Origin of the sequence: Pseudomonas sp. IT-93MI4, assembly GCF_949767635.1 — a bacterium.
Lineage (GTDB): Bacteria > Pseudomonadota > Gammaproteobacteria > Pseudomonadales > Pseudomonadaceae > Aquipseudomonas > Aquipseudomonas putida_A.
The window spans coordinates 455731-478556 of record NZ_CATKPP010000044.1; the positions used below are offsets into that span (position 1 = coordinate 455731).

The window sequence follows — 22826 nt, forward strand, 5'->3', positions numbered from 1 at the left end:
TGTTGATGGTTTTCCCGTGGATCCAATATTCACGGCTGTTAGACCGCTTAAACAGCATTGGTCATTTTTTGTTCATATTGATAAAAAACCAGTAAAACAGGGATTTGCGCACAAAATGAGAACGTGTCCACAAAATCCCCTGCAATGCAGCCGTAGCGCCCATCCGTTGTGCATAAGCTTCCAATCAAAACGACATAAACGGGTGAAATGGGTGCTTGAACGGTGCAGAAATCCTGCCCTCACGCTCATTCTGGTTTGATCGCGTAGCACCTCGGTTTTGCGGCTAAAAACTCGGCGACACCGCTCACGCCAAGCCTGATCCAGCGCCTGCGTAAAAATAGTCTGAATTCAGGGGTTTACAGAACCAACCCAATCGCTATAATCGTCGCCCACACGCCGGTATAGCTCAGTTGGTAGAGCAACTGACTTGTAATCAGTAGGTCCCGGGTTCGACTCCTGGTGCCGGCACCATACAAAACGAAGCCCCTGCAGAAATGCAGGGGCTTTGTTGTTTCTGGCGTTTGAATATAAAAAGCGCTACGGCTGAGTGATCATGACTTTGACCCTTAGGTTATGAGCGCTCACCCTATCTAAAAGATCTTTGCTATGGATCGGCAACACACAAGACCGCCTGACTTCATCAGCGCAAAAGGCCTCCCCATAGAGCAAAGCCAACAATCTGCAGACATGCCATTCAGCACCTTGTCAGCAATTGAGATATCGAACTCCCCCACCGACAAAATTCAAATAAGCGAGCGCTGAAGGTCCGTCACAAGTTGATACGCGAAGTTGATTTTGACGCAGAGTTTTGCGCATAAACTCGCCCCTGACAACATGGAACAGGGAGTCAACTGATGTCCACATGCAAAAAAGCCTTGGAAATCCGCGAAGCATTTGAGGAGGCCGGAAACGCGCTCTCGTTATTCATCGATCTGTGCACATCTGACATTCAACTCACCCAACGCAGCATACTGGCCTTGTCGGCTTATGGCAGAACCTGCATGAACACCTTTGAGGACGCCGAACGCTGGTTGCGCAGTCAAGACAAGGCACGAGCCAACGTCCTCCCTGAACAGACCCAAGCAGGGAAATAAGGGACAGAAATAAGGGACAGAAATAAGGGACAGACCACGTTTTGAGCTGAGACTGTGGTCTGACTCTATTTTTCCCCACCTATTTTGATCGTGTCACCACGGTGCTTAGGTCGGCGAAAACGCTTTGAGAAACCCCGGCCTTCCTTTGCTCTTCAGTGGCCGCCGAGAGCGGCTGCAGCGTTACGCGCGAGGCCTTTCCAGCCTTCATCTGACGTACAGATTCCATCACGTCCGTCTGAAATCGCTCTAGCTCATTTGCCATGCCTGTTCTTCGCCTTCAGCTATTTTCTCCAACGCTCGCTTGCTGAACTTATGCAGCTTGAACCGAAAGCGAAATCCGCCTTCCAAGTTGCTGCAACGCACGCTCAACATTCTCGATTTTGGAGTGATGCAGAAAATCTACCAAGCGATCGACCTGGGGCCGTTGTACGCCGAGACGACGTGCCAACTCGGCCTTGCTTAAACCTGACTCCAAAAGCGTATTCCACAGAGCAACCTTTGCTGCAGTCAGCGCAGGCAGACGCAATACGACGCCACTTGCCTGTTCTCCTGCCTGCCCGGTCGGAATCAACCGGCGATCATCAACGTATATCGAGAGCGCCGTCTCGATTGCATCAATGGCGGTGTCCAACGCTTGCTCGAGGGTGTCGCCAACGGCGTGCATCTCAGGAATTTCTGCGCAGGACAACCAGACACTGTCCGGCTCTTCGTGAACTTCCAACGCATATTCGAACATCACGATTCCTCTCATGGGGTACAGCTGAGCCTCAATCCTTGAGGCCCAGCTGTTTGATTATCGATTTTCTCAACCCTTCGCCCATTTCCTTGGCTCCATGGTCGGGAAACACAGTTGATTTGCCATTCAAGGAAACCTTGAAGTGACTGCCCTTGCCGGTTTGAAACTCAACGCCTTGGGCTTTCAACCATCGCCGAAACTCGCTGTACTTCATGTGCATCACTCGCCGTTTCGGTAAAGCGAATGTGCAACATATTTGCTGCATTCGCAACATAAGTGTTGCACCACACAGAGATGGCAACGGCCACCACCTGGCCACGATTGCGCATCCGTCATCCGCAAGCTACCGTCAAATCCGTCGCTGCCAATTCAGCGATCGGGCCTGAGAACCCGCGTAAGATACAGGCGCACCAGCGCCCAAAATCACGATTGCCGGCGCTTTTTTGTGTCTGCACTCACGTGTAATGGCGGCTGTGCGTGGGAGACTTTCGGGTCTGCCGGGTTCCTGTATCTCCGGTTTCTCAGCCTGCGCATAGCTGCCACCCTTTCGCCTGAGAACGAAAAATGGCGGCTCTCATTTGATACAGGGAGTTCACAAATGAATGCCATCGATCCATCCGTAATCCGCCGCGCTGCCACACCGGTTACCTCACTCCACGCCTTACGTACGGCAGGTGAAGCGATATGACCGACTACCTCGATTTGAAAACCCCAGGCCTTACGCACTTTTCCTTCCAGGCCAATCAAGCGCTGTTCCGCACCAATCGTGGTGTTCCAGTGATGGCCGCCCTCTCGCACGCCTCACACTTGCTTCACATCTCCAAGCTACTGACCACCGACTCCACAGTTTCTCGCGATCCTGACCTTCACTCTTATGCCTCTCAGTATCTGCAGGAGTTGAGCAAGGCGCTGATCGACGATGTGGTGAAAGTGCTGGATGCGCCAACAGCAAGCCATTGACGTTAACTACCAATAAGAGGCCCTCGCCATACAGCGAGGGCTTCTTGCGATTCACACCTGACTGATCTCAAACACAAATGAAATCCTTCTCTGACTCGCACTCCACACATAACGCAAATGCTTACCCTGCTTCGGAACCGACACCGCTGGCGGGCGGAACGCAGCAACACATTCGTGACCCGGCAGGCGAACACTGTTGTAGAGCAGTCCCCAGGATGCAGACTCACGCAGTTGTCGAGCAAACGCCTGGGATGGGCCATAGGCGTCTGGATCGGGTTGATGCAAATCGGGAAAGTCATCACGAACATCATGCAGCGGCTTAACCACACGATTGACGTAAGTACGCATGGTCAACTCAAGATCCGCCTCGTTGGTGGCCGCGAGGAAACGTTCCTGGTGATAGCAGGTTTCGGCGATGGCCGCGGCCTGGCTGCTGGCGGCGTAGTAGACGCCGAAGGCGCCATCGGTGAAGCGGCTGCTTTTGCCGATGTGGGTAAACGCCGCCATCACCGGAGTTGAACCGGGGCCGGAGAGCCGGTCTTCGGGACGCACGCGGGCGAGGACGCCGGCCTGCTCGATCAGGCGATCGTTGGTCAGCGCTTCCAGCGCGTAGGCGATTTCCAGGTCTTCGGGGTCGAGCACGTCTTCGAACAACGCAATCGGCGGGAAGCTGCTGTTGACGATCCGGTAGGCCTTCGGCCATTGCGGCTCAGCCAGCGGCGGGGCCTTCAACCGCGCACCCCATCGAGGTAGCGGCGCACGTCGGCGATATCGACCACCCTCCCCGCCAGCATGTAATCCAGCGCGGTCCGGCCATTGAATGGCGCAGCCGTGTTGGGGCTGCTGACCCACGTATAAGCGCGCTCGCGGCTGTTGCTGAAGATGATGCTCAAGGCCTTGTGAATACCCATCAGATACGAGATTCGCTCCAGCGTGTCGTGTGGCAGGCGAATGTTCGGCGGCAGGTGTTTGTACTTGTAGAACGTGGTGTTGCCGACGCCGCCCAGCAAAGTGCGCTGCTGTTCGGCGTTGCAACCCCAGCGCTCCATGAGATTGAAGAAAAACTTCAGCGCGACGCGCCCGGCCTCGGGGACGTCGAGTTGTTCACGCGGGGTGAGGGCTGGGGATGAGGTAGGCATGGTCGTCCTTTTTAACTGTCGCGCAACTGAGCGTAGTACAAAAATGAATATTTCCTATGAAAATATTCATATACGAATAAACGCCTGAGAATCCCAAGTTGACACGTTAATGTCCCGTGGCAGAGGATCTGCCTCAAGAGCGCGAAACCGACTGCCATCAGGTGGCGATAGTCGGCGTTAGGAACCCCGTTGATGACCTGAAAATCAGCGCTCGGGTGAGACCTCTTCCCCCGTTCAAGGGAGCAAAAAGCCGACAACAATGTCGGTTTTTTTTGCCTGTTTTACTTGAGCATTTCGCTTGCCTGGTCGGAGTGCTGGCGAACTTTCCCTATGTGCATTCACATGCGGACGCTCTTCAGCGCCCCGTAAATGGCAGCTCCAGAGTCGCAACAACCCGGTGGCGAAGAAATTGGAAAGCCTCCCTGATGCTAAGGGCACTCGCGCTCATAGCTGAAAAATATCCGCATATGTCGCCGGGGAAATTACAGGAGCCATAAGCCTTTCTCCTCGAAAAACCCGCCCTGCGCACCAAAACCACGCACTTTTCTTGACCCCAATCACCCCCACGTCATCAAAAATCCCGATCCTGTGTCAGCTTCCAGCCATCGGCGGGGACATCAATTCGCTACTAAACCCGCGACAACTATGCTCAGGTGCTGGAATATAGCCGGCATATGACGCCGGATCGGCAGTCTCGTAAACAACAATACCCAGCCCACTTCAGAGGGCATTACCCATGGATAGCAGAACCTTACGCAACCTCATGCGCATCGTGCAGACCGGCTCGTTGTCGGCCGCAGCCGAGCATTCGTGCCTGACTGTGCAGGCCCTGGCCGCGCAGTTGAACAAGGTCGAAGAGCAGTTCGGTTTCCGCTTGTTTCGACGTTCCAACAAAGGGCTGACGCTGACGCCGCAAGGCACGGAGCTGACGCCCTACATGGACAAAGTGCTGATTGCCACGCGACAGATGGAAGAAAAGGTCGAGGCGCTCAAGGTGCCGGGCCAGCGCACATTGAAGGTTGCGTTGAACAACACGTTGTCGTCTGACTTCAACCGGCGAATGATCGGACGCCTGATCGAGGTGTTTCCCGATTACCAGATGGAATTCAGCTACGCCGAGTCGATGGAGAACCTCAGCAAGCTGAAGAATGAAGACTTTGATCTTGCGGTGCTGATCGGCCCGCAGCGGCCGGGTTTGCCGAGCATTGTTTTGCCGGATGTGCAGGTGCAGGTGGTCGGTGCGCATTGCGGGCAGGAAAACGATCCACTGACATTGCTGGGCAACAAGTTTCAGGTGCGTCCTGCGGAAGATTGTCCGTATTCCCACAGTTTCCTGCGTTTTCTCGACGCCGGACTGGGCAATCACGAGAACGGTCAACGCATGGTCTATTCCTGCAGCGAGACCCTGACCCTGTCGCTGATCACGCAGATGGACGCGGTGGGCATGGTTTCTCGTGAGGCCGCGCAAAAGAACGGCCTGACGATTTTCCCCGGATTCGAGGATTTCCTCGAAGTGCGTCTGGCGGTGAACAACCCGAACCTGTCGGGGCAGGCCCTGAATGACGTGGTCGATCTGCCGCTATATGAACGAGCCGAGCGCAATGTACGCAGCCGTCCCAACCGCCACACTGAGAAAGAGGTTTTTGCTGAAATACGCACATAACAACGTCGGAATGGCTGCATAAAATTCCGGGCGATCGAGCTGTAAGTGCTGATCCTTGATCAACAAGGGTGTCAGGCTGATCGCAGCGACGATCGCCACCGGCAGGTATTCCAGCGCCCGCGCAACGAACGGCGGCCAGTGCTCGGTGTTGACTTGCAGCGGCAGCGCGCGTGGCAGGAAGGTCACGGCCATCATCAGCGCGACCACCAGGATCAGGAACGTTTGGTCAGGCATACACCCACTCCGCAGCCCACAAACGTGGCGATGAAAACGTTGAACGGCGAAGTGCCGACCAGGCTCAGCGCGCCCATGCAGGCGACGGCAGCCGCGGCGGCGATGAGTTTGTTGCGGGTGTTGCACAGCGACACCAGCACGTAGAGCATCATCGCGGTCAGTGCGTAGTCGAGCTGATATTTGATCAGGTGCGATGCATATTGCGCGCAGACAGCGCCCAACAATCCGCCCAGCACCCAAGAGGTGTGGCAGAACAGGTTGAAGCCGATCAGGTAACGAATATTGACCGGCGCACCGGTGCCGAGTTTGACGCTGTGGAACGCGAAGGACTCGTCGGTCAGGCCACCGGCGTAAGCCCAGCGCTCCATGCGGCTGAGCCCCAGTGCGCGCAGAGCCTTGGCCATGTACACCGACATCAGCATGTGCCGCGCATTGATCAGGAAGGTGGTCAGCACGATGGTGGTCAGCGAAGCGCCGCTGGAGATCAGCGCCAGTGCGGCGAATTGCGAAGCGCCGGCGTAGACGAACAAGCACATCGCCACCGGCAGCCACATCGGCAGCCCGGCGTTGACCGCCATCAGCCCGAACACGAACGACACCGTGAAGTAACCGGCCACCACCGGGCTGGCTTCGGCAAACGTGCGCGATGGCTGATGAGCAGCCATCAGCGGCGCACTGCCGGACGTTTCATTCATAGATCCCTCTCAAATGTCCGCTCGCCGTGGGGTTCGCAAAAACCCTGGGCAGTCCAGAATCGCTTGCCCGCGAGGTTAGCATCGTCGACGAACAGAAACATCCGTAATACACCGACCCGTTTCATGTCGGATGACGCCGCTTCCACCAACCGCTGGCCGACGCCCTGACTGCGATAGCGTGGGCTGACCGCCAAGTGGTTGATGGTGCCGCGACTACCGAGCATGCCGCCGAGCACCGCACCGACGATTTCGCCTTCGACGTCGAAGGCCAGATAGGCCGTGGTGGTCTTCTGGATCAATACACCGCGCAGGCATTTGGCGTCCTGCCATTCGCAGAACGACACTTCGTCGAACTGCCGGAAGAAGCGCTCCATGCGCTGCGCGTCCTTGGCGGTGGCGCGTCGCAGCACCACCGGCGTCGAGCACTCGACGCCATCGATTGGGGTGATCTGATTAGCGAACAATGTCGAAAGCGGTCCCGGGCCGCGAGAAGGAAATCGCCAGAATCTGCCGGTAAGCCATGGCATGCGTGTGGGTGTTGCGCGCCGGAGTCACGTAGTGGCGCATGTCGCGGTCAAGGAAGTACGTGGTGTCGAGGATTTCCTTGTAGGTGGTCGACGCCAGTTGATGCTCGTGAACATCGTACAAACGGCTTTCCGCGCCCTCGACGTTGTTGCGCCCCCAGAAGTGCACACCACTGAACGGATAGCCGTCGCAGTGAATCCCTTCCGGGGTGATTTCCAGTTGCTTGCCGGGTTTGATCTCGATGCGGATCTGGTGAATCTGGCACTGCCAAATCTCATCGTGCAATTCTTCCGGCAACACGCTTTTGTACACTTCAAAATCGGTGTCGATCAGGCTGCGCATTACCGGCGAAGTGATCACTTCATCAGAGAAGTCCTGAAAGTGCCGCACAACACCGCCCACGTAGGCGTTGTTCTCTTTCGACTGCACGTACGCGCGATGCTCGAGTTGCTTCAATTCACGTGTTTTCGGGTTGTACTCAAAGTCGCTGTAACGACGGTAACGCATGCCGGCTTCGGCCTGACCGTAGTAACTGTCTGGCTCCATGTTTTCCCAACTTTTGGTCAGTCTGACGAAGTCGGCAAAATGACCGTAGAGATTGAAGTCACCACCCTGGACGTTGACATATTTGTCGCGCCGTAGCGATTCGCCCACTTCTCTGTTCAAAACGATCATTACCAAATTCTCCGCTGCGTTGAGCGGCCTAATCTATTAGGTGGAGAATTTGCGTCCATGAGAAAGAATTTCAGGCATTTAAAGCCCTGCTTGAAACGGTACTTGAAGACGCTTCAAAACAACTTTTACGTGACAAAAACACGGGTTTTTTACGGTTTTTGCGAAAAAGACGTCGAAAAAAAACCCCGAGCCAGTCGGGGTTTTCTCATGTTTCTTACACCGGATCGTTCATCAGAAGATGTTGATCGGGTAGTCCACGAACACACGCACTTCGTTGCCGCTGCTGTTGTAGTCGGCGGATTTCTGCGACACGCGCAGAATCGAGCTGCGCAGTTTCACGCTAAGGTCTTTCGCCGGACCGCTTTGCACGACGTATTTGACCTGGTTGAAGATCTCACGCTCGGTGCCACCACTGCTGGTGTCGGTGGTGATGTTGTCGCCACGCACGTAAGCAAAGTTGTAGCTCAGGCCAGGTACGCCAAAGGCACCGAAGTCCAGGCCGTAGCCCAGTTGCCAGCTGCGCTCGTCTTCAGCGTTGAAGTCCGACCAGTACGAGTTGGCCAGGTAAATGGTGTTGCCACCGTCGCCCTGACGACGACCATCGTTCTGATAACCGCCGTACGGATAACCCAGGTTGCTGTCACCGGTACTGCGCTGGTGCGCCACGGTGAACGAGTGCGGGCCGGTGGCGAATGTGGCCGCCAGGCTCCAGATCTTGTTGTCCTGGCCGCCGGTGTTCTTGATGTCGGCATAAGACTTGTCGAGCTTGGTGCGATAGCCGTTGAAGTCCAAGGTCAGGGACTGATCCTTGTCGATCGGGAACACGTAGTTGGCGTTCACGTACTGCTTCTTCATGACGTCTTCAACGTCGGAAGCGTACAACGCCGCCTTGAACTGTTCGGTGAACTGGTAGCTACCGCCCAATACGTTGATCGACTTCAGACCACCGCTGTCACGGCCTTCAGCGCTTTTACGCGATTCGGCAGTGAAACGACCGGCGTCCAGTTGCAGGCCTTTGATCTCTTTGGAGGTGATCAAGGTACCGGTGTAGCTTTCCGGCAGCAGACGCGAGTTGTCGTAGTTCAGCACCGGCAGGGCCGGCATCTGGTCGCCGTACGTCAGCACGGTGTTGGACACGCGGAATTTGACCGCAGCGCCACCCTTGGACAGGTCGTCAGCCGCATTGCCGCTGTCACCCTGTTTGAAGAAGTCGATACCACCGGCGCCGCTGCGGCCCTTGCCGCCATCCAGACGCAGTGCGTAAAGACCGAAAGCATCGACACCCACACCAACGGTGCCTTGGGTGAAGCCGGAAGAGAACGTACCGATGGCCGCCTGGCCCCACTCGGCTTTGTCCGGGTTGCCGTCTTTGTAATCACGATTGATGTAGGCATTGCGCAGCAGCACTTTCAGGCTGCTGTCTTCAACAAAACCCTTGGATTCGGCTTGGCCGTCAGCCATTGCCGAAGTGGCACTCAACATCCCCAGTGCGATCAGACTGATTCGCTTGTTCAACATTTTGTTTTCCTTATTACGGGTTGAAACGCGCTGTGTCGAACGGCTGAAACGGCGCTATTGCACTCTTTTTTCACCCCGAAACAAAAAGACCCGCCCACGGCAAAACCGTGTCGGGCCCTTTTATTATTTTTGAGTCATGGCGGTTGGCCACAGGCGTTGGGCCGAATCGTAGCCGCGCCCTCAATAATGTGTCAATTTCAAGAATCGTCTTTAAATAGGTAAAAATCGTCTAAGAATCGTAAATTTTGCGATAGCGCATTGCTCGGAAATGCGCTCAACCAGTGAATCCAGTGCGATTACGCGCAACCGTCGAGACCGCATTGCGCGGCGGATTGCCCCGGCTCAACCGCGACCACCGCTTGCCCCAACCAGTCGGCGAAAGCCTGAGGATTGCCAAGCCATGGGCTGATGTCGATCAAGGTGAATTGCCCGTCCCGCTCCAGCGCCAATGTCGGAAATCCCTGGCCGCCCAGTTGTGCCAAGAGTTCTCGGCTGGCTTTTACATGCGCTGTCGTATCAACGGATTTAAACGCAGCCGCAAAGGTGTCCTCGGTGTAGCCAAACTCCCGGGCGAGTTCGAAAAGTACGGATTCATCGGCAATCCGCCGTCCTTCCACGTAATGCGCCGTCTGCAAACGTCCGAGCATCTGCAAACCGCGACCGTCGATGGACTCTGCCGCCATCACCGCCGCAATCGGCGGCGTCGAATCGAAAACCGCCGATTGATCACGCAGCAGACCTTCGAAATACGCTTCGCCAAAGGGTTGTCCGGTGTATTCGGCAATGCGCCGGTCGTGGGGCATGACGTAATCACGCAGTTGCGGCGAAACGCGCTGGCGATTCGCGCCGCTCATCATTCCGCCCGCATGGGCGACGACCGGCAGTACTTGCTGCGCCGCTTGCACCAGCGGTTTGGCGCCATAGCACCAGCCGCACAATGGGTCGTAGATGTAATGAAGGATCATGGGAGAACTCCGGCAGCAAAGTAGAAAAATTCGATGCCGGCAGACTATTCCTACGCGTGTTGGGGAAAAACGCCGGAATGGCTCTCAGACTGTTTCGAGAATCGGTCGAATGGATCGACCGGTCAGGATGTATCGAAATCGACATAAATTGAAACAATCTGACAGGGGAACTTCTCAGGAATAAATTACGGAAGCAAATGCAAAGCATTACCATTCGCGCGTTTGAATTTCCTTACCCTTTCGGATGCGCTTTTCCATGCCTGCCCCGTTCCGCCTCACGCCTGTCACCCTTGGATTGTCTGCCTTTCTGTCCAGCGGTTTTGCTTACTCCGCCACCGAACTGCCCGCCACCGCGATCAGCGCCGAAGAACAAGCCGAGGACCCGCGCGTCAAGATCAGCAACACCGCGACTCGCACCTCCACCCCGGTGCGTTACGTGCCGCAGGCCATCGACTCGATCAAGACCACGAACGTCGCCGACTACGGCACCAATGACATCGGTGACGCCCTGAGCGGGATTCCCAACGTCAGCAGCAGCGCCGACACGCGCTTCGACAGTCTGCGTATCCGCGGCTTCGACGCCAGCAACGACTTCTATCTGGACGGCATTCGCGACGACAGCCAGTACAAGCGCGACCTGCACAACATCGAGCGGGTCGAAGTGCTCAAAGGTCCGGCGGCGGTACTTTACGGCCGTGGCAGCCAGGGCGGGATCGTCAACCGCGTGAGCAAGCTGCCCGAGTTCGGCCGTCGTTCGACCATCGAAGCCCAAGGCGGCAGCGACGACCTGCGCAGCCTGTACGCCGACCTCAGCACCGACCCCAGCGAAAACCTCAGCCTGCGCCTGAACATGGGCAACATGGATGAAAACAGCTTCCGCGACGGCGTCAGCGGCAACCGCCAGCTGTTCGCGCCGTCGATGAGCTGGCAACTGACCCCAGACTTGAACTGGCTGGTGCAATACGAATACAGCCGCTACAACCGCACACCGGATCGCGGCATTCCCGGTGTGAATGGCCGCCCGGCGGATGTCGGTCGCGACACCACCTACGGCAACGATCACGATTTCATCGACGACAAGGCGCAGTCCCTGCGCTCGAAACTCACCTACGAGATCAACGACAACTGGCAGCTGCGCCAGACCCTCGGCGTGTTCAAGCTCGACAGCGATTTCGACAACACCTACCTGACCAGCTTCGATCCGAAAACCAACAAGGTCGCGCGCCAGCACTGGCAGCAGGATCTGACCACCCGCAACGTCTACAACAACCTTGAGCTGGAAGGCGGTTTCGATACCTTTGGTCTTGAGCATCGCCTGCTGACCGGCGTCGAGATCGGCAGCCAGCGCCGTGATCCGAAGTTGTACAACGCCGCGACTGGCAAGACCCCAGGCGCACAACCGGTGCCATCACTTGACCTGTTCAACCCCAACCGCGAGCTCCGTCACACCGGCAGCATGCAGGTGTTCAGCGACAGCCACACCGAAGTCGAAAGCCGCGCGGTGTACGTGCAGGATCAGTTGCGTCTGAACGATCAATGGCAACTGCTGGCCGGCTTGCGCTACGACACGTTCGATATCGAGTCGACCAACCAGCTCAAGAACCTCACTGAGGATCGTGACAGCCACAGCACCAGCCCGCGCTTCGGGATTGTCTGGACGCCACTGCAGAATCATTCGTTCTACGCCTCGTGGTCGAAGACCTTCTCGCCCGTTGGCGGCGGCCTGATCGGCATCACCCCGGGGGCTGCCGGTAATAGCAACGACTTGAGTCCGGAGCTGACCAAACAGAAAGAAATCGGCGTGAAAAGCGACTGGCTGGATGATCGCTTGAGCACCACGCTGGCGGTCTACGACCTGGAACTCTACAACCGCCGCACCAGCGATCCGAACGATCCGACCCTGACCGTCATGACCGGTCTTCAGCGCTCACGGGGTGTGGAGCTGACCGCCACCGGCAAATTGGTCGGCAACTGGTACATGCGCGGTGGCGTCGGCGTGCAGGACACCACCATCGAAAAGGATAACAACGGCCTGGAAGGTAAACGCGTCAACAACGTGGCCAAACACAACGGCAGCCTGTTTCTGACCTGGAAACCGGAGATGGGCTGGTACGGCGAAACCGGTCTGACCCTGGTCGGCCAGCGTTATGCCGACAACGCCAACACCACCGTGCTGCCGGGTTACGGCCGCTGGGATGCGCTGGTCGGCTATCGTTTCAAGGACTGGGACTTGCGCGCGGCACTGAACAACATCACCGACCGCGAGTATTACGCTTCGGCCACCAGCCAATATCAGATCCAGCCAGGCGCACCGCGCAGTGTGGTGATGACCGGTACTTACAGTTTCTGAATGCACACAAACCCTGTGGGAGGGGGCTTGCTCCCGAAGGCGTCGTGTCAGGCAACACCATCGTCACTGACTGATTGCATTCGGGAGCAAGCCCCCTCCACAGGTTCAATGTTCGCAATGGTTTCCATCGTGCATAAAAAAGCGCCGCCATCCCGGCAGCGCTTTTACCAATCCCTGTTGTTTTTCTTATCCTTCCATCACAGCCCATAACGCTTCCAGTTCGGCCTCGCTGAACAGGCCAGCGGGGTAGCGCTCGATCATCATCCGGCGCGGATCAGGTTCCCTGATCTGACGCGTTCCATTGGACTTCAAAAAGTGCGCGACAATCTGGAGCGATTCGCCGTTGACGGCCATGGGATGCAAAGTCCGCTCGCTGACTACGTTCACTTCGGCGTTCATTTCAGCGCTCTCTCCCCGTTCGTGAGCGGCTAAGTTATCCAAGGTATATGACAGAACTGTTGAAGTTCCCCCCTCTCCCTAGTGCACTTTGTCCGATACAAGAGCTATGCCAAGGTTTCCGATTTGTCGACAGGCGGATACAAACAAGCCCGCGGTCCAACAGGGCCGCGGGCTTGTTTGAATGTGTAGCAAGCTAATCTTTGCCTGGCCGATTTATGAATCAACTCAAGCTGTTACGTCTCAACTCACTCTTTGTGCGGGGCTGGCTGTTGTTGGGTAAGGCAGTGGATATTGCCGCCGCCCAGTAACAGTTCACGGCCCGGCACCATCACCACTTCGTGTTGCGGGAACAGCTTCTGCAGGATTTCCCGCGCAGGCGCGTCCATCGGATCATCGAAGCTCGGCGCGATGATGCCGCCGTTGACGATCAGGAAGTTCACGTAGGAACCGGCCAGGCGCACGGAAGGGTTGCGCTCCTGCGTACCGTCGACCGGATCGACACCGGCGCACTCCTCTTCGGTCGCGTACAGCGGCCCCGGAATCGGCATCTTGTGCACCGTGAACGGGCGCCCCTTGGCGTCGGTGCTGCTTTGCAGCACGTTCATCGCCGCCTGGCAGCGCGGGTAGTTCGGATCCTGCGGATCGTCGGTCCACGCCAGCAGCACTTCGCCCGGGCGCACGTAGCAGCAGAAGTTATCCACATGACCGTCGGTTTCGTCGTTGAACAGACCATCCGGCAGCCAGATGATCTTATCCACAGACAGATTGTCGCGCAGCACCGCTTCGATCTCTTCGCGGCCCAGGTGCGGGTTGCGGTTGTGATTGAGCAGGCACTCTTCGGTAGTGATCAGCGTGCCTTCGCCGTCGACGTGAATCGAGCCGCCTTCCAGCACGAAACCTTCGGTGCGATAACGCGGGCTGCGCTCGATTTCGAGAATCTTGCCACCGACCTGCGAATCACGGTTCCACGGCGAATACAGACCGCCTTCAAAACCACCCCAAGAGTTGAAGTCCCAGTTCACACCGCGCACTTCGCCGCTGTTGTTGATGACGAATGTCGGGCCGGTGTCACGTACCCAGGCATCATCGCTGGACATCTCGACCACGCGGATATTCGGCACGTCGAGGCGTGCGCGAGCGTTCTCGTACTGACCGGCCGACACGGCAACCGTCACCGGTTCAAAACGGGCGATGGCCTTGGCCACTGCAACATGCGCGGCCTGCGCCGGCTTGCCACCCAGGCGCCAGTTGTCCGGACGCTCGGGCCAGATCATCCAGGTCTGGGTCTGCGGCGCCCACTCGGCCGGCATGTAGAAGCCATCGTCACGCGGGGTACTTTTCAAAGTGGTCATCGGATCAGGACTCCTGGGAACCGTCGAAGGTTTGCAAAGCGATGGCGACTTTATAACCGATAAATATCGTATTTTAAATGCTTTAAAATGACGCTCGTCTAAAAAAAACAGTTAAATACCGATACAAATCGAATTAGCACTGAACCCATGTGGGAGCGGGCTTGCTCGCGAAGGCGGCACATCCGTCGATATCAACTTTGAATGAAGAACCGTATTCGCGAGCAAGCCCGCTCCCACAAAAGCAGCGTTTACAGACCTTCTTCGAGTACCCGATCCAGCATGTCGACAAAGAAGTCCACGCTGCGCCGCGAGGTGACCATCGGCGGTTTGATCTTGAGAATGTTCAGGTCATCCCCGGTCGGTTGCATGAAGATTCCCAGCTCGCGCAGGCGATCGCACAACAACGTGGTCTCCTCGGTGGCCGGCTCCAGCGTCTCGCGGTTGCGGATCAGCTCTACCCCCAGATAGAACCCGGAACCATGCACCGCGCCCACCAGCGGGTGTTTATCGATCAACGCCTCCAGCCGCGTCTTGAAATGCCCGCCAACCACCTGGGCGTTTTCCCAGAGCTTTTCTTCTTCCATCACATCCAGCACCGCCATACCGACCTGGCAGCTCACCGGACTGCCGCCGGCCGACGAGAAGAAATAGCCTTCAGCTTCCAGCGCCTCGGCGATTTCCCGACGCGTAATAACGGCGCCGAGCGGCTGGCCGTTGCCCATGCCCTTGGCCATGGTGATGATGTCCGGCACCACGCCCTGCTCTTCGAAGCCCCAGAAAAAGTGACCCATGCGCCCGTAACCGACCTGGACTTCGTCGGCGATGCACACCCCGCCCTGGGCCCGCACCAATGCGTAAACCTGCTTCAGATAACCGGGCGGTAGGGAAATCCCGCCGGCGTTGCCGTACACCGGTTCACAGATGAAACCGGCCAATTGGCGATCCTGCGCGGCGATATGCGCCAGTTGCGCTTCGACGCTGCGTACATAATCCGGCGCAGAATCGAGGCCACGGAACTCACCGCGATAGATGTTCGGCGCGGTGACTGGATGCACCCAGTCCGGACGACTTTCCAGAGCACGAGGGTTATCGGCAACCGACGTCGACACCGCATCGGCGCCGACCGTCCAGCCGTGATAGGCCTCGAGCACACTGAGCATGTCGCGCCCGCCGCTGTAGGCCCATGCCAGACGGATCGCCAGGTCGTTGGCCTCGCTGCCACTGTTGACCAGAAACACCCGATCCATGCCTTCCGGCGCCAGCTTCAGCAAGCGTTCGGAGAACTGCGCCACGGCTGCATAGTTGAAGCGCGAGTTGGTGTTGAGCAGCGACCACTGTCGCGCCGCCACCTGAGCCATGCGCGGATGACCATGGCCGAGCACCGCGACGTTGTTGAGCATGTCGAGGTAGGAACGGCCCTGCATGTCGATCAGGTGATTGCGCCAGCCACGCTCGATGCGCGGCGGGTCGACGTAATAATGTTTTTGCGTGCGGGCGAAACTGGCATCGCGTCGTTCGAGCAAGGTTTTCGCATCCAGCTCAGGTTCGGCATCGCAGGCCAGACCCAGCAAAGTGGCTGGCGATGGACACAGGGCCTGCCACGCTGCAGCGCGCGCAGGACTGCAGAACAATGGCACATCCAGCGATGCAACGCGGCTCAACTGCACCTTCAACGGACCGTCGACCGAACCCAGCACCTGACCTTTGACCAGCGCCGCGCCGCTGTGCAGCGAGGCGTTCACGCCCCATAGGCGCACGCTGAGCTGTGGTCCGTCGAGTTGCAACACACCATCCGCCGCGTGATGCAGCACACCGGCAAACGGCGCTTCCACCGCCGAGCCCTGCGGCACGCGCAACTCAACGTGCAGCGGGAACGTCTCCGGTTCCACTGCTGTGTCCACTCGCGTCTGCGACAAGCGATATTGCCCGTAACGACTGGCCGCCAGGCCATGCGCGGCCGCGGCTTCAGTCAGCAGTCGTTGATCGATACCCTCCTGCTCCCAGTTGCCTGCCTCGAAATGCGGACTCAGGACACCAAGGTCGATCAGCGCAAATTCCCGCCCGACCAACTCCGGCAGCAGCGGTGCGAAGCCTTCACTGCCGATGGCTGGAAGAGACTGGCCGACAGACGTGAGGATCGCCGCTTCCATCAATGCCAGCGGCACCGAAGTCGCCACGTGGAAAATTTCCCATTCGTGACCAAGGTTGTCACGGCTGTAAGTGTTGCCCGGATCGATGCTGACCTGCTGCTCGCCACTGAGCACCAGCACCGCCGCCCGCGCCACGATCAACGGCCACAACGCCAACAGCTCTTCATGTTGCAGCGGATTGACCGCGTGATAGGCCTGCACCGCCGGCAGAATCACAAACGGATCACCGCCGGCATGGTGCAGCAGCGCCGCGCACGTCACCGACAGATCGGTGATACGCCAGGTGCGCACCAGATCACCGAAGTCGATCACGCCCTGCAATTGCCAATGACGCTTGGCATCGCGTCGCCAGACAGCGTTATCGTCGGTGATGTCCATGTGGATCGCCTGCACCGGCAGCTTGTCCTGCAACGGCTGCAAGCGACGTTCGGCCTGTTCGGCGGCTTGCGCGATCAAGGCGCGCTGGCGCTCATCCTGAATCACCGGCAGCAGATGGCTGATCAGCGCACTGGCGTGGCGGGCGTCCCATTGCAGCGTGCGCTGAAGGCCCGGGTGATCGAAGCCGGCCAGGGCCAGGTCCATCTCGCCACACAACCGACCGAATCCGGCCACCACGTCATGGCCCAAATGCTCAAGATGGGTCAGCGGCTGGCCTTCGATGTAATCCAGCAACCGCACGTGCACCGGCTCGCCGTCGGCTTCCAGCGACAACAGATCCTCGCCGTTACTGGCCGGGATCACTTTGGGCACGTGCACCGACGAGTGCTCGGCAAGGTACTTGAGGCCTGCATGCTGAGCCTGCAACTCCACAAGTGCATAATCGCCGCGGCAGATTTTCAGGACAAAGCGCCCACGCTCACTGTCGACCCGATAATTCAGGTCCTGCTGACTGCCCAGCGCCTGTAGCGTGCCGCTGAGCCCGTAATGCTCGGCCAACCACTGCCGGGCCTGCGCTTCAGAAACCTGCGGGCTGGGCAAACTGGCGCGATGAATCAACGTGGCGAGCGGCATGGGACGACCCCTGAGATTTTATCAGGTGCCTATATCGCCATTGCTGCAGTGGATGCGCAACCCCCGACCGGAGATATTCAAGCGCTCGCATCCGCCGGCACTTTGCGCAAGAATGTCGGCCATTCACCCCTATCTGGAAAAACCTCATGAATGTAATCACCACCGATCTGCCCGGTGTTCTGATCATCGAACCCAAGGTATTTGGTGACGAGCGCGGCTTCTTCTACGAGAGTTTCAATGCCAAGGCGTTCCAGGATGCAACCGGTCTGGACACTCAATTCGTTCAGGACAACCATTCGCGCTCGCAGAAAGGCGTGCTGCGCGGCCTGCATTACCAGCTGCAAAATACCCAGGGCAAACTGGTTCGGGTGACCGCCGGCGAAGTGCTCGATGTAGCCGTGGACATCCGTCGCAGCTCGCCGCACTTCGGCAAGTGGGTTGCTGTACGCCTGTCGGCCGAGAACCACCGTCAACTGTGGGTTCCGGAAGGCTTTGCCCATGGTTTCGTGGTGCTGAGCGAGTTCGCCGAATTCCTCTACAAGACTACCAACTACTACGATCCATCGTCCGAACGCAGCATTCGCTGGGACGACCCGGCTCTGGGCATCGACTGGCAACTGGACGAAGCGCCGAAGCTGTCGGCCAAGGATCAGGTCGGCGCGCTGCTCAAGGACGCTGACGTCTTCGCCTGAGCCTAGGCATAATGCGCCTGTTCACTCAGGCGCATCCGGCTCATGAAACCTACCCTTCCCCGCAGACCCCGCTGGCGCAGCCTTGCCCTGCTGGCCCTGTGTCTGGCGCCGCTGCTATGGCCGCTTGAGCATCTGGCCGAGCGCTATTACCGCAGTGAACTGGCCGGACAAAACCGCCAGACCCTCGACCTCTACGTCGCCAACCTGCTGGGCACCCTGCACCGTTATGAAGTGTTGCCGCAGATTCTCGGCGACCTGCCGGCCCTGCGCGCCGTGCTCGGGGCGCCGGACGACGGCGTCACCCAGGGCAATGCCAACCGCCTGCTGAAAAACATTGCCGCACAAACTGGCGCCGAAGTCATGTACCTGATGGACACCAGCGGCCAGACCCTGGCGGCGTCGAACTGGGACAAACATGACAGCTTTGTCGGGCGCAATTTCGCTTTCCGTCCGTATTTCAGCGAAGCCATGGCTGGGCGTCTCGGACGCTTTTTCGGCCTCGGCACCACGTCGGCCAAACGCGGTTATTTCTTCGCCGCGGCGGTGCGCAACGGCGAAAAAATCATCGGCGTGCTGGTGATCAAAGTCGACCTCGATCACACCGAAAGCCTGTGGGGCAAAACCCCGGAACAACTGTTGGTGACCGACCACAACGGCGTGGTGATTCTCACCTCGCGCCCGGAGTGGCGCTTTCGCTCGACCCGTATCTTGAGCGACACCGAGCGCTCGGCAATCACCGCCATCCTGCCTTATCCGACCCGCGAGCCACGTCCGCTGAACCTCAGCGACAGCGCCTGGCTGACCCAAACCGTCGATATCGCCGAAACCGGCTGGAGCGTCAGTATTCTTGCCCCGCGCACGCTGATCGATCGTCCGGTGCGCACCGTGGTCGCAATCGGCGGCGCCACGCTGTTGGTGGTGATGCTGTTGCTGGGGCTGATGATGCAGCGCCGTCGGCATTATCTGGAACGCATCGCCTTTGAAGCCAAGGCCCGTCGTGAACTGGAAGGTCGGGTGGCCGAGCGGACCAGCGATCTGGAAGGCCTCAACCGCCGACTCAAGCAGGAAGTGCTGGAGCGCGAACAGGCCCAGCAGGAACTGGTGCGCGCCCAGGACGATCTGGTGCAGGCTGGCAAACTCTCGGCGCTGGGCACCATGTCGGCAAGTATCAGCCACGAACTTAATCAGCCGCTGGCGGCGATTCGCAGTTACGCGGAAAACGCCGAGGTGCTGCTCGATCATCAACGCACCGACGATGCTCGCGGCAACCTCAAACTGATCAGCGAGCTGACCGGGCGCATGGCCTCGATCATCGCCCACCTGCGTGCCTTCGCCCGCCGCGACCGCCATGCCCCGGAAAGCGTGGCCCTGCAACCGGCGCTGGACGATGCGCTGGCATTGCTGGCCAAACGGCGCCGCAGCATGGAAGTCGAACTGATCCGCGACCTGCCCGCCGCCACGCTGTGGGTCGAGGCCGGGGAAACCCGTTTGCGTCAGGTGCTCGGCAATCTGCTGGCCAACGCCCTCGATGCGCTGACCGAAAAAGGCCCGCCGCGCAAACTGTGGCTGAGTGCCGAATCCACGGCCGAGGGCGTCAATCTGTACATTCGCGACAACGGCCCGGGCTTTTGCATGGAAGCCCTCGGCCGCGCCAGCGAGCCCTTCTACACCACCAAGACCCGCACTCAGGGCCTTGGCCTGGGGCTGGCCATCTGTGAAACCCTGATGCGCGCCTTCGGCGGTGAACTGTCGTTCGCCAACCACAAGCAAGGTGGCGCCTTGATCACCCTGCGGCTGCGCGCCGGTGCGCCCGGGGTCAGCCTGCAACCGTCCGAGGATCGAAGTGCATGACCATCGACAATCGCATTCAGGTGGTGTTGATCGACGACGATCCGCACCTGCGTCAGGCCCTCGGCCAGACCCTGGACCTGGCCGGGCTGAAAATCCTTCCGCTGTCCGAAGCCAAAGGTCTGGCCGGGCAACTGGAGCGTGACTGGCCCGGCGTGGTGGTCAGCGACATCCGCATGCCGGGCATGGACGGCCTGGAGCTATTAAGCGAATTGCACGCTCAGGATCCGGAGCTGCCGGTGCTGCTGATCACCGGCCACGGCGACGTGCCGTTGGCGGTGCAGGCGATGCGTGCCGGCGCCTATGACTTTCTGGAAAAACCGTTCGCCAGCGACGCGCTGCTCGACAGCGTGCGCCGCGCCTTGGCCCTGCGCCGGCTGGTACTGGACAACCGCAGCTTGCGTCTGGCCCTGAGCGATCGCAACGAACTGAGCGCGCGACTGGTCGGCCACTCGGCGCCGATGCTGCGCCTGCGCGAGCAGATCGGCGCGCTGGCGGCGACCAAGGCCGACGTGCTGATCCTCGGTGAAACCGGCGCCGGTAAAGAGGTCGTGGCCCGTGCGCTGCACGATTTGTCGAGCCGGCGCAACGGCCCGTTCGTGGCGATCAACGCCGGAGCACTGGCCGAATCGGTGGTCGAAAGCGAGCTGTTCGGGCATGAGCCGGGCGCGTTCACCGGCGCGCAGAAACGCCGGATCGGCAAGTTCGAATTCGCCAACGGCGGCACGCTGTTCCTCGATGAAATCGAAAGCATGAGCATGGACGTGCAGGTAAAACTGCTGCGCATGCTGCAAGAGCGCGTGGTCGAACGTCTGGGCGGCAATCAGTTGATCCCGCTGGACATCCGCGTCATCGCCGCGACCAAGGAAGACCTGCGTCAGGCTGCCGATCAAGGGCGTTTTCGCGCCGACTTGTACTATCGATTGAACGTTGCACCGCTGCGCATTCCGCCACTGCGCGAACGCGGCGAAGATGCGCTGGTGCTGTTCCAGCATTACGCCGACGAAGCCAGCGCCCGACATGGCTTGCCACCGCATGAACTGCAGCCGGCGCAACGCGCCTTGCTGTTGCGCCACACCTGGCCGGGCAATGTGCGCGAACTGCAGAACGCTGCCGAGCGCTTCGCCCTCGGTCTGGAACTGGCGCTGGATAACAGTGGAAGCGAAAGCGGCGGCACCAGCGTGGAAGTCATCAGTGGCGGCCTGAGCGAGCAAGTGGAGAACTTCGAGAAGTCGTTGATTGCCGCCGAACTGGCGCGCTCGCACAGTTCGGTGCGCAGCCTCGCCGAAGCCCTGGGTATTCCGCGCAAGACCCTGCACGACAAACTGCGCAAGCACGGCTTGAATTTCGCCGACAGTAACGCCCATGGAGACGAAGCCGAATGAGCCGCGACAGTCACTATCTGGAATCGGTGCTGCATCACGACATTCCCCTGACCCGCGAGATGGGCCTCAAGGTCCTCGCCTGGCACGAGCAGCAGTTGAGCCTGCACTTGCCGCTGGAGCCGAACGTCAATCACAAAAGCACCATGTTCGGCGGCAGTCTCTACTGCGGCGCGGTGCTGGCGGGTTGGGGCTGGCTGCATCTGCGCCTGAAAGAAGAAGGCATCGAAGACGGGCACATCGTGATTCAGGAAGGCCAGATCAGTTATCCGCTGCCCGTGACCGGTGATGCCACAGCGATTTGTCCGCCACCGGAAGCGGCGGTCTGGAAGAAGTTTCTGGCGATGTATCAGCGTTATGGGCGCGCACGGTTGACGCTCAATACGCGAATCGTCAACGCCGGCAGTGATCAGAATGCAGTGACGTTCAGCGGCCAGTACGTTCTGCACCGCTGAGTCTTCGTGATGCAGCGATCATTTGTGGCGAGGGGATTTATCCCCGATCGACTGCGCAGCAGTCGCAATTCATGTCGTACGTAGAGTGGGGCCGCTACGCGGCCCATCGGGGATAAATCCCCTCACTACAATGCGATGTGCAGGACTCAGGAGCGAGCCAGCTCCAACAGTCTTGAACGCCACGCCGCCTTCGCCGGCAACGCCAGAAAGAACTCATTGAGCAGCGATTCCCGCGCCGGATAACAGAACGCTTCGCCCTGCAGATCCAACACTTCGCCGCCAGCACCTTCGAGCACGCCCTGCGCCGCAGCGGTGTCCCACTGCGAAGTTGGCGCCAATCGCGGATAACAATCCGCCGCCCCTTCAGCCAATAGACAAAACTTCAACGAACTGCCGATGTTTGCCAGTTGCAACTCGCCCAGGCTGGCGCTCAGACCGGCAAGCAGCCGCTCTTGCTCCGGACTCGAGTGCCGACGGCTCGCCACCACGGTGAACGCTTCACCGGGCGCGAGCACCTCACGCACCTCAATCGCCACCGGCGAACCACCGTTGTCCCCACGCCACGCGCCGAGACCGGCTCCGCCGACATAGAATCGGCCATTGGTCGGCATCGTCACCACGCCAAACACCACCCGCCCGTTTTCGATCAGGGCGATGTTCACGGTAAATTCTTCACTGCCGCTGATGAACTCCTTGGTGCCATCCAGCGGATCCACCAGCCACCAGCGCTGCCACCCGGCGCGCACGCTCTGCGGAATGTTGGCGTCTTCCTCGGACAGAATCGGAATACTGGAGTCCAGCGCGGTCAGCCCGGCGACGATGACATGGTGCGCGGCCATGTCCGCTGCGGTCACCGGTGAATCATCGGACTTGGCGGTGACCTCCACGCCAGAGCGCCAGAACGGCAGAATCGCCTCGCCAGCCTGCAATGCCAGCTCAACCACCGGCGCCATCAACGGATGGGAAAACTTCATCGACATCTC

At 59.0% G+C, this 22826-nt stretch carries 22 protein-coding genes and 1 tRNA gene; 9 read left to right on the forward strand and 14 right to left on the reverse strand.

Translation table 11 applies throughout. The annotated features are described in order from the left end of the window. Window positions 1-395: 395 nt before the first annotated feature. Together ACM6I7_RS18885 and ACM6I7_RS18890 are read left to right on the forward strand one after the other, a co-directional pair. Window positions 396-471: transfer RNA gene (locus ACM6I7_RS18885), tRNA-Thr, on the forward strand. A 383-nt stretch (window positions 472-854) separates the two neighbouring features. After that, window positions 855-1094 carry a hypothetical protein gene (locus ACM6I7_RS18890; protein WP_027611240.1) on the forward strand — a complete coding sequence of 80 codons (240 nt, stop codon included), beginning with the start codon at window positions 855-857 and terminating at the stop codon, window positions 1092-1094. 310 nt (window positions 1095-1404) lie between these two features. On the opposite strand, the gene ACM6I7_RS18895 is transcribed toward ACM6I7_RS18890, so the two are convergent. Further along, the gene (locus ACM6I7_RS18895) at window positions 1405-1830 is read right to left on the reverse strand and encodes a type II toxin-antitoxin system HicB family antitoxin (RefSeq protein ID WP_096796733.1); all 426 of its coding nucleotides are present in this window, start codon (window positions 1828-1830) and stop codon (window positions 1405-1407) included. Window positions 1831-1861: 31 nt separating this feature from the next. Next, a complete protein-coding gene (locus tag ACM6I7_RS18900; RefSeq protein WP_041071532.1) occupies window positions 1862-2044 on the reverse strand; it encodes a type II toxin-antitoxin system HicA family toxin in 183 nt (60 codons plus the stop codon). Window positions 2045-2514: 470 nt separating this feature from the next. Here ACM6I7_RS18900 and ACM6I7_RS18905 point away from each other — a divergent pair, with 470 nt between their 5' ends. After that, window positions 2515-2790 (forward strand): DUF3077 domain-containing protein, encoded by a 276-nt coding sequence (locus ACM6I7_RS18905; RefSeq protein WP_096796706.1) that lies wholly within the window; start codon window positions 2515-2517, stop codon window positions 2788-2790. 51 nt (window positions 2791-2841) lie between these two features. On the opposite strand, the gene ACM6I7_RS18910 is transcribed toward ACM6I7_RS18905, so the two are convergent. Together ACM6I7_RS18910 and ACM6I7_RS18915 are read right to left on the reverse strand one after the other, a co-directional pair. Next, a complete protein-coding gene (locus ACM6I7_RS18910) occupies window positions 2842-3522 on the reverse strand; it encodes an RES family NAD+ phosphorylase (RefSeq protein ID WP_096796707.1) in 681 nt (226 codons plus the stop codon). Beyond that, the gene (locus ACM6I7_RS18915) at window positions 3519-3929 is read right to left on the reverse strand and encodes an MbcA/ParS/Xre antitoxin family protein (protein ID WP_007961687.1); all 411 of its coding nucleotides are present in this window, start codon (window positions 3927-3929) and stop codon (window positions 3519-3521) included. The genes ACM6I7_RS18910 and ACM6I7_RS18915 overlap by 4 nt, the downstream gene beginning before the upstream one ends. Before the next feature lie 736 nt (window positions 3930-4665). Here ACM6I7_RS18915 and ACM6I7_RS18920 point away from each other — a divergent pair. Then, window positions 4666-5592 (forward strand): LysR family transcriptional regulator, encoded by a 927-nt coding sequence (locus ACM6I7_RS18920; protein ID WP_414889027.1) that lies wholly within the window; start codon window positions 4666-4668, stop codon window positions 5590-5592. Here the strand turns inward: ACM6I7_RS18920 and ACM6I7_RS18925 are convergent. The 6 genes from ACM6I7_RS18925 to ACM6I7_RS18950 form a co-directional block, all read right to left on the reverse strand. Further along, a complete protein-coding gene (locus tag ACM6I7_RS18925) occupies window positions 5509-5826 on the reverse strand; it encodes an AzlD domain-containing protein (RefSeq protein ID WP_414889028.1) in 318 nt (105 codons plus the stop codon). The genes ACM6I7_RS18920 and ACM6I7_RS18925 overlap by 84 nt on opposite strands. Beyond that, window positions 5805-6521 carry an AzlC family ABC transporter permease gene (locus ACM6I7_RS18930; protein ID WP_003220701.1) on the reverse strand — a complete coding sequence of 239 codons (717 nt, stop codon included), beginning with the start codon at window positions 6519-6521 and terminating at the stop codon, window positions 5805-5807. Before ACM6I7_RS18930 ends, ACM6I7_RS18925 begins: the two co-directional genes overlap by 22 nt. Then, window positions 6518-6895 carry a GNAT family N-acetyltransferase gene (locus tag ACM6I7_RS18935; RefSeq protein ID WP_003220700.1) on the reverse strand — a complete coding sequence of 126 codons (378 nt, stop codon included), beginning with the start codon at window positions 6893-6895 and terminating at the stop codon, window positions 6518-6520. Before ACM6I7_RS18935 ends, ACM6I7_RS18930 begins: the two co-directional genes overlap by 4 nt. A 79-nt stretch (window positions 6896-6974) precedes the next feature. Beyond that, window positions 6975-7721 (reverse strand): 2OG-Fe dioxygenase family protein, encoded by a 747-nt coding sequence (locus ACM6I7_RS18940; RefSeq protein ID WP_003220699.1) that lies wholly within the window; start codon window positions 7719-7721, stop codon window positions 6975-6977. Window positions 7722-7952: 231 nt separating this feature from the next. After that, the gene (locus ACM6I7_RS18945; protein WP_027611233.1) at window positions 7953-9239 is read right to left on the reverse strand and encodes an OprD family porin; all 1287 of its coding nucleotides are present in this window, start codon (window positions 9237-9239) and stop codon (window positions 7953-7955) included. Between the two features lie 296 nt (window positions 9240-9535). Then, the gene (locus ACM6I7_RS18950; RefSeq protein WP_414889029.1) at window positions 9536-10204 is read right to left on the reverse strand and encodes a DsbA family protein; all 669 of its coding nucleotides are present in this window, start codon (window positions 10202-10204) and stop codon (window positions 9536-9538) included. Window positions 10205-10460: 256 nt separating this feature from the next. Here ACM6I7_RS18950 and ACM6I7_RS18955 point away from each other — a divergent pair, with 256 nt between their 5' ends. Continuing rightward, window positions 10461-12554 carry a TonB-dependent receptor gene (locus tag ACM6I7_RS18955; protein WP_247840794.1) on the forward strand — a complete coding sequence of 698 codons (2094 nt, stop codon included), beginning with the start codon at window positions 10461-10463 and terminating at the stop codon, window positions 12552-12554. A 186-nt stretch (window positions 12555-12740) separates the two neighbouring features. On the opposite strand, the gene ACM6I7_RS18960 is transcribed toward ACM6I7_RS18955, so the two are convergent. The 3 genes from ACM6I7_RS18960 to ACM6I7_RS18970 all read right to left on the reverse strand — a co-directional run bounded on the left by ACM6I7_RS18960 (window position 12741) and on the right by ACM6I7_RS18970 (window position 17466). Next, on the reverse strand, window positions 12741-12953 hold the full coding sequence (locus ACM6I7_RS18960; protein WP_007961849.1) for a hypothetical protein: 213 nt from the start codon (window positions 12951-12953) through the stop codon (window positions 12741-12743). Between the two features lie 245 nt (window positions 12954-13198). Then, complete coding sequence (gene aguA, locus ACM6I7_RS18965; RefSeq protein ID WP_007961848.1) at window positions 13199-14305, reverse strand: agmatine deiminase; 1107 nt, start codon at window positions 14303-14305, stop codon at window positions 13199-13201. A 248-nt stretch (window positions 14306-14553) separates the two neighbouring features. Then, a complete protein-coding gene (locus ACM6I7_RS18970) occupies window positions 14554-17466 on the reverse strand; it encodes an aminotransferase (RefSeq protein WP_414889030.1) in 2913 nt (970 codons plus the stop codon). Between the two features lie 146 nt (window positions 17467-17612). Between ACM6I7_RS18970 and rfbC the strand changes: the two genes are divergently transcribed. The 4 genes from rfbC to ACM6I7_RS18990 are packed head-to-tail and all read left to right on the forward strand — an operon-like array spanning window position 17613 to window position 21843. Then, window positions 17613-18158, forward strand: a complete 546-nt coding sequence (gene rfbC, locus ACM6I7_RS18975; RefSeq protein WP_103368291.1) for a dTDP-4-dehydrorhamnose 3,5-epimerase — start codon at window positions 17613-17615, stop codon at window positions 18156-18158. A 42-nt stretch (window positions 18159-18200) separates the two neighbouring features. Further along, window positions 18201-20009, forward strand: coding sequence for a sensor histidine kinase (locus ACM6I7_RS18980; protein WP_027611227.1), 1809 nt, complete (start codon window positions 18201-18203; stop codon window positions 20007-20009). Continuing rightward, entirely contained in the window at window positions 20006-21391 is a 1386-nt protein-coding gene (locus ACM6I7_RS18985; RefSeq protein ID WP_103368290.1) for a sigma-54-dependent transcriptional regulator, read from the forward strand. The genes ACM6I7_RS18980 and ACM6I7_RS18985 overlap by 4 nt, the downstream gene beginning before the upstream one ends. Continuing rightward, on the forward strand, window positions 21388-21843 hold the full coding sequence (locus ACM6I7_RS18990) for a YiiD C-terminal domain-containing protein (RefSeq protein WP_414889031.1): 456 nt from the start codon (window positions 21388-21390) through the stop codon (window positions 21841-21843). Before ACM6I7_RS18985 ends, ACM6I7_RS18990 begins: the two co-directional genes overlap by 4 nt. A gap of 146 nt (window positions 21844-21989) precedes the next feature. Here the strand turns inward: ACM6I7_RS18990 and cysQ are convergent, their stop codons facing one another. Further along, a complete protein-coding gene (gene cysQ / locus ACM6I7_RS18995) occupies window positions 21990-22823 on the reverse strand; it encodes a 3'(2'),5'-bisphosphate nucleotidase CysQ (RefSeq protein WP_414889042.1) in 834 nt (277 codons plus the stop codon). Window positions 22824-22826: the final 3 nt, after the last annotated feature.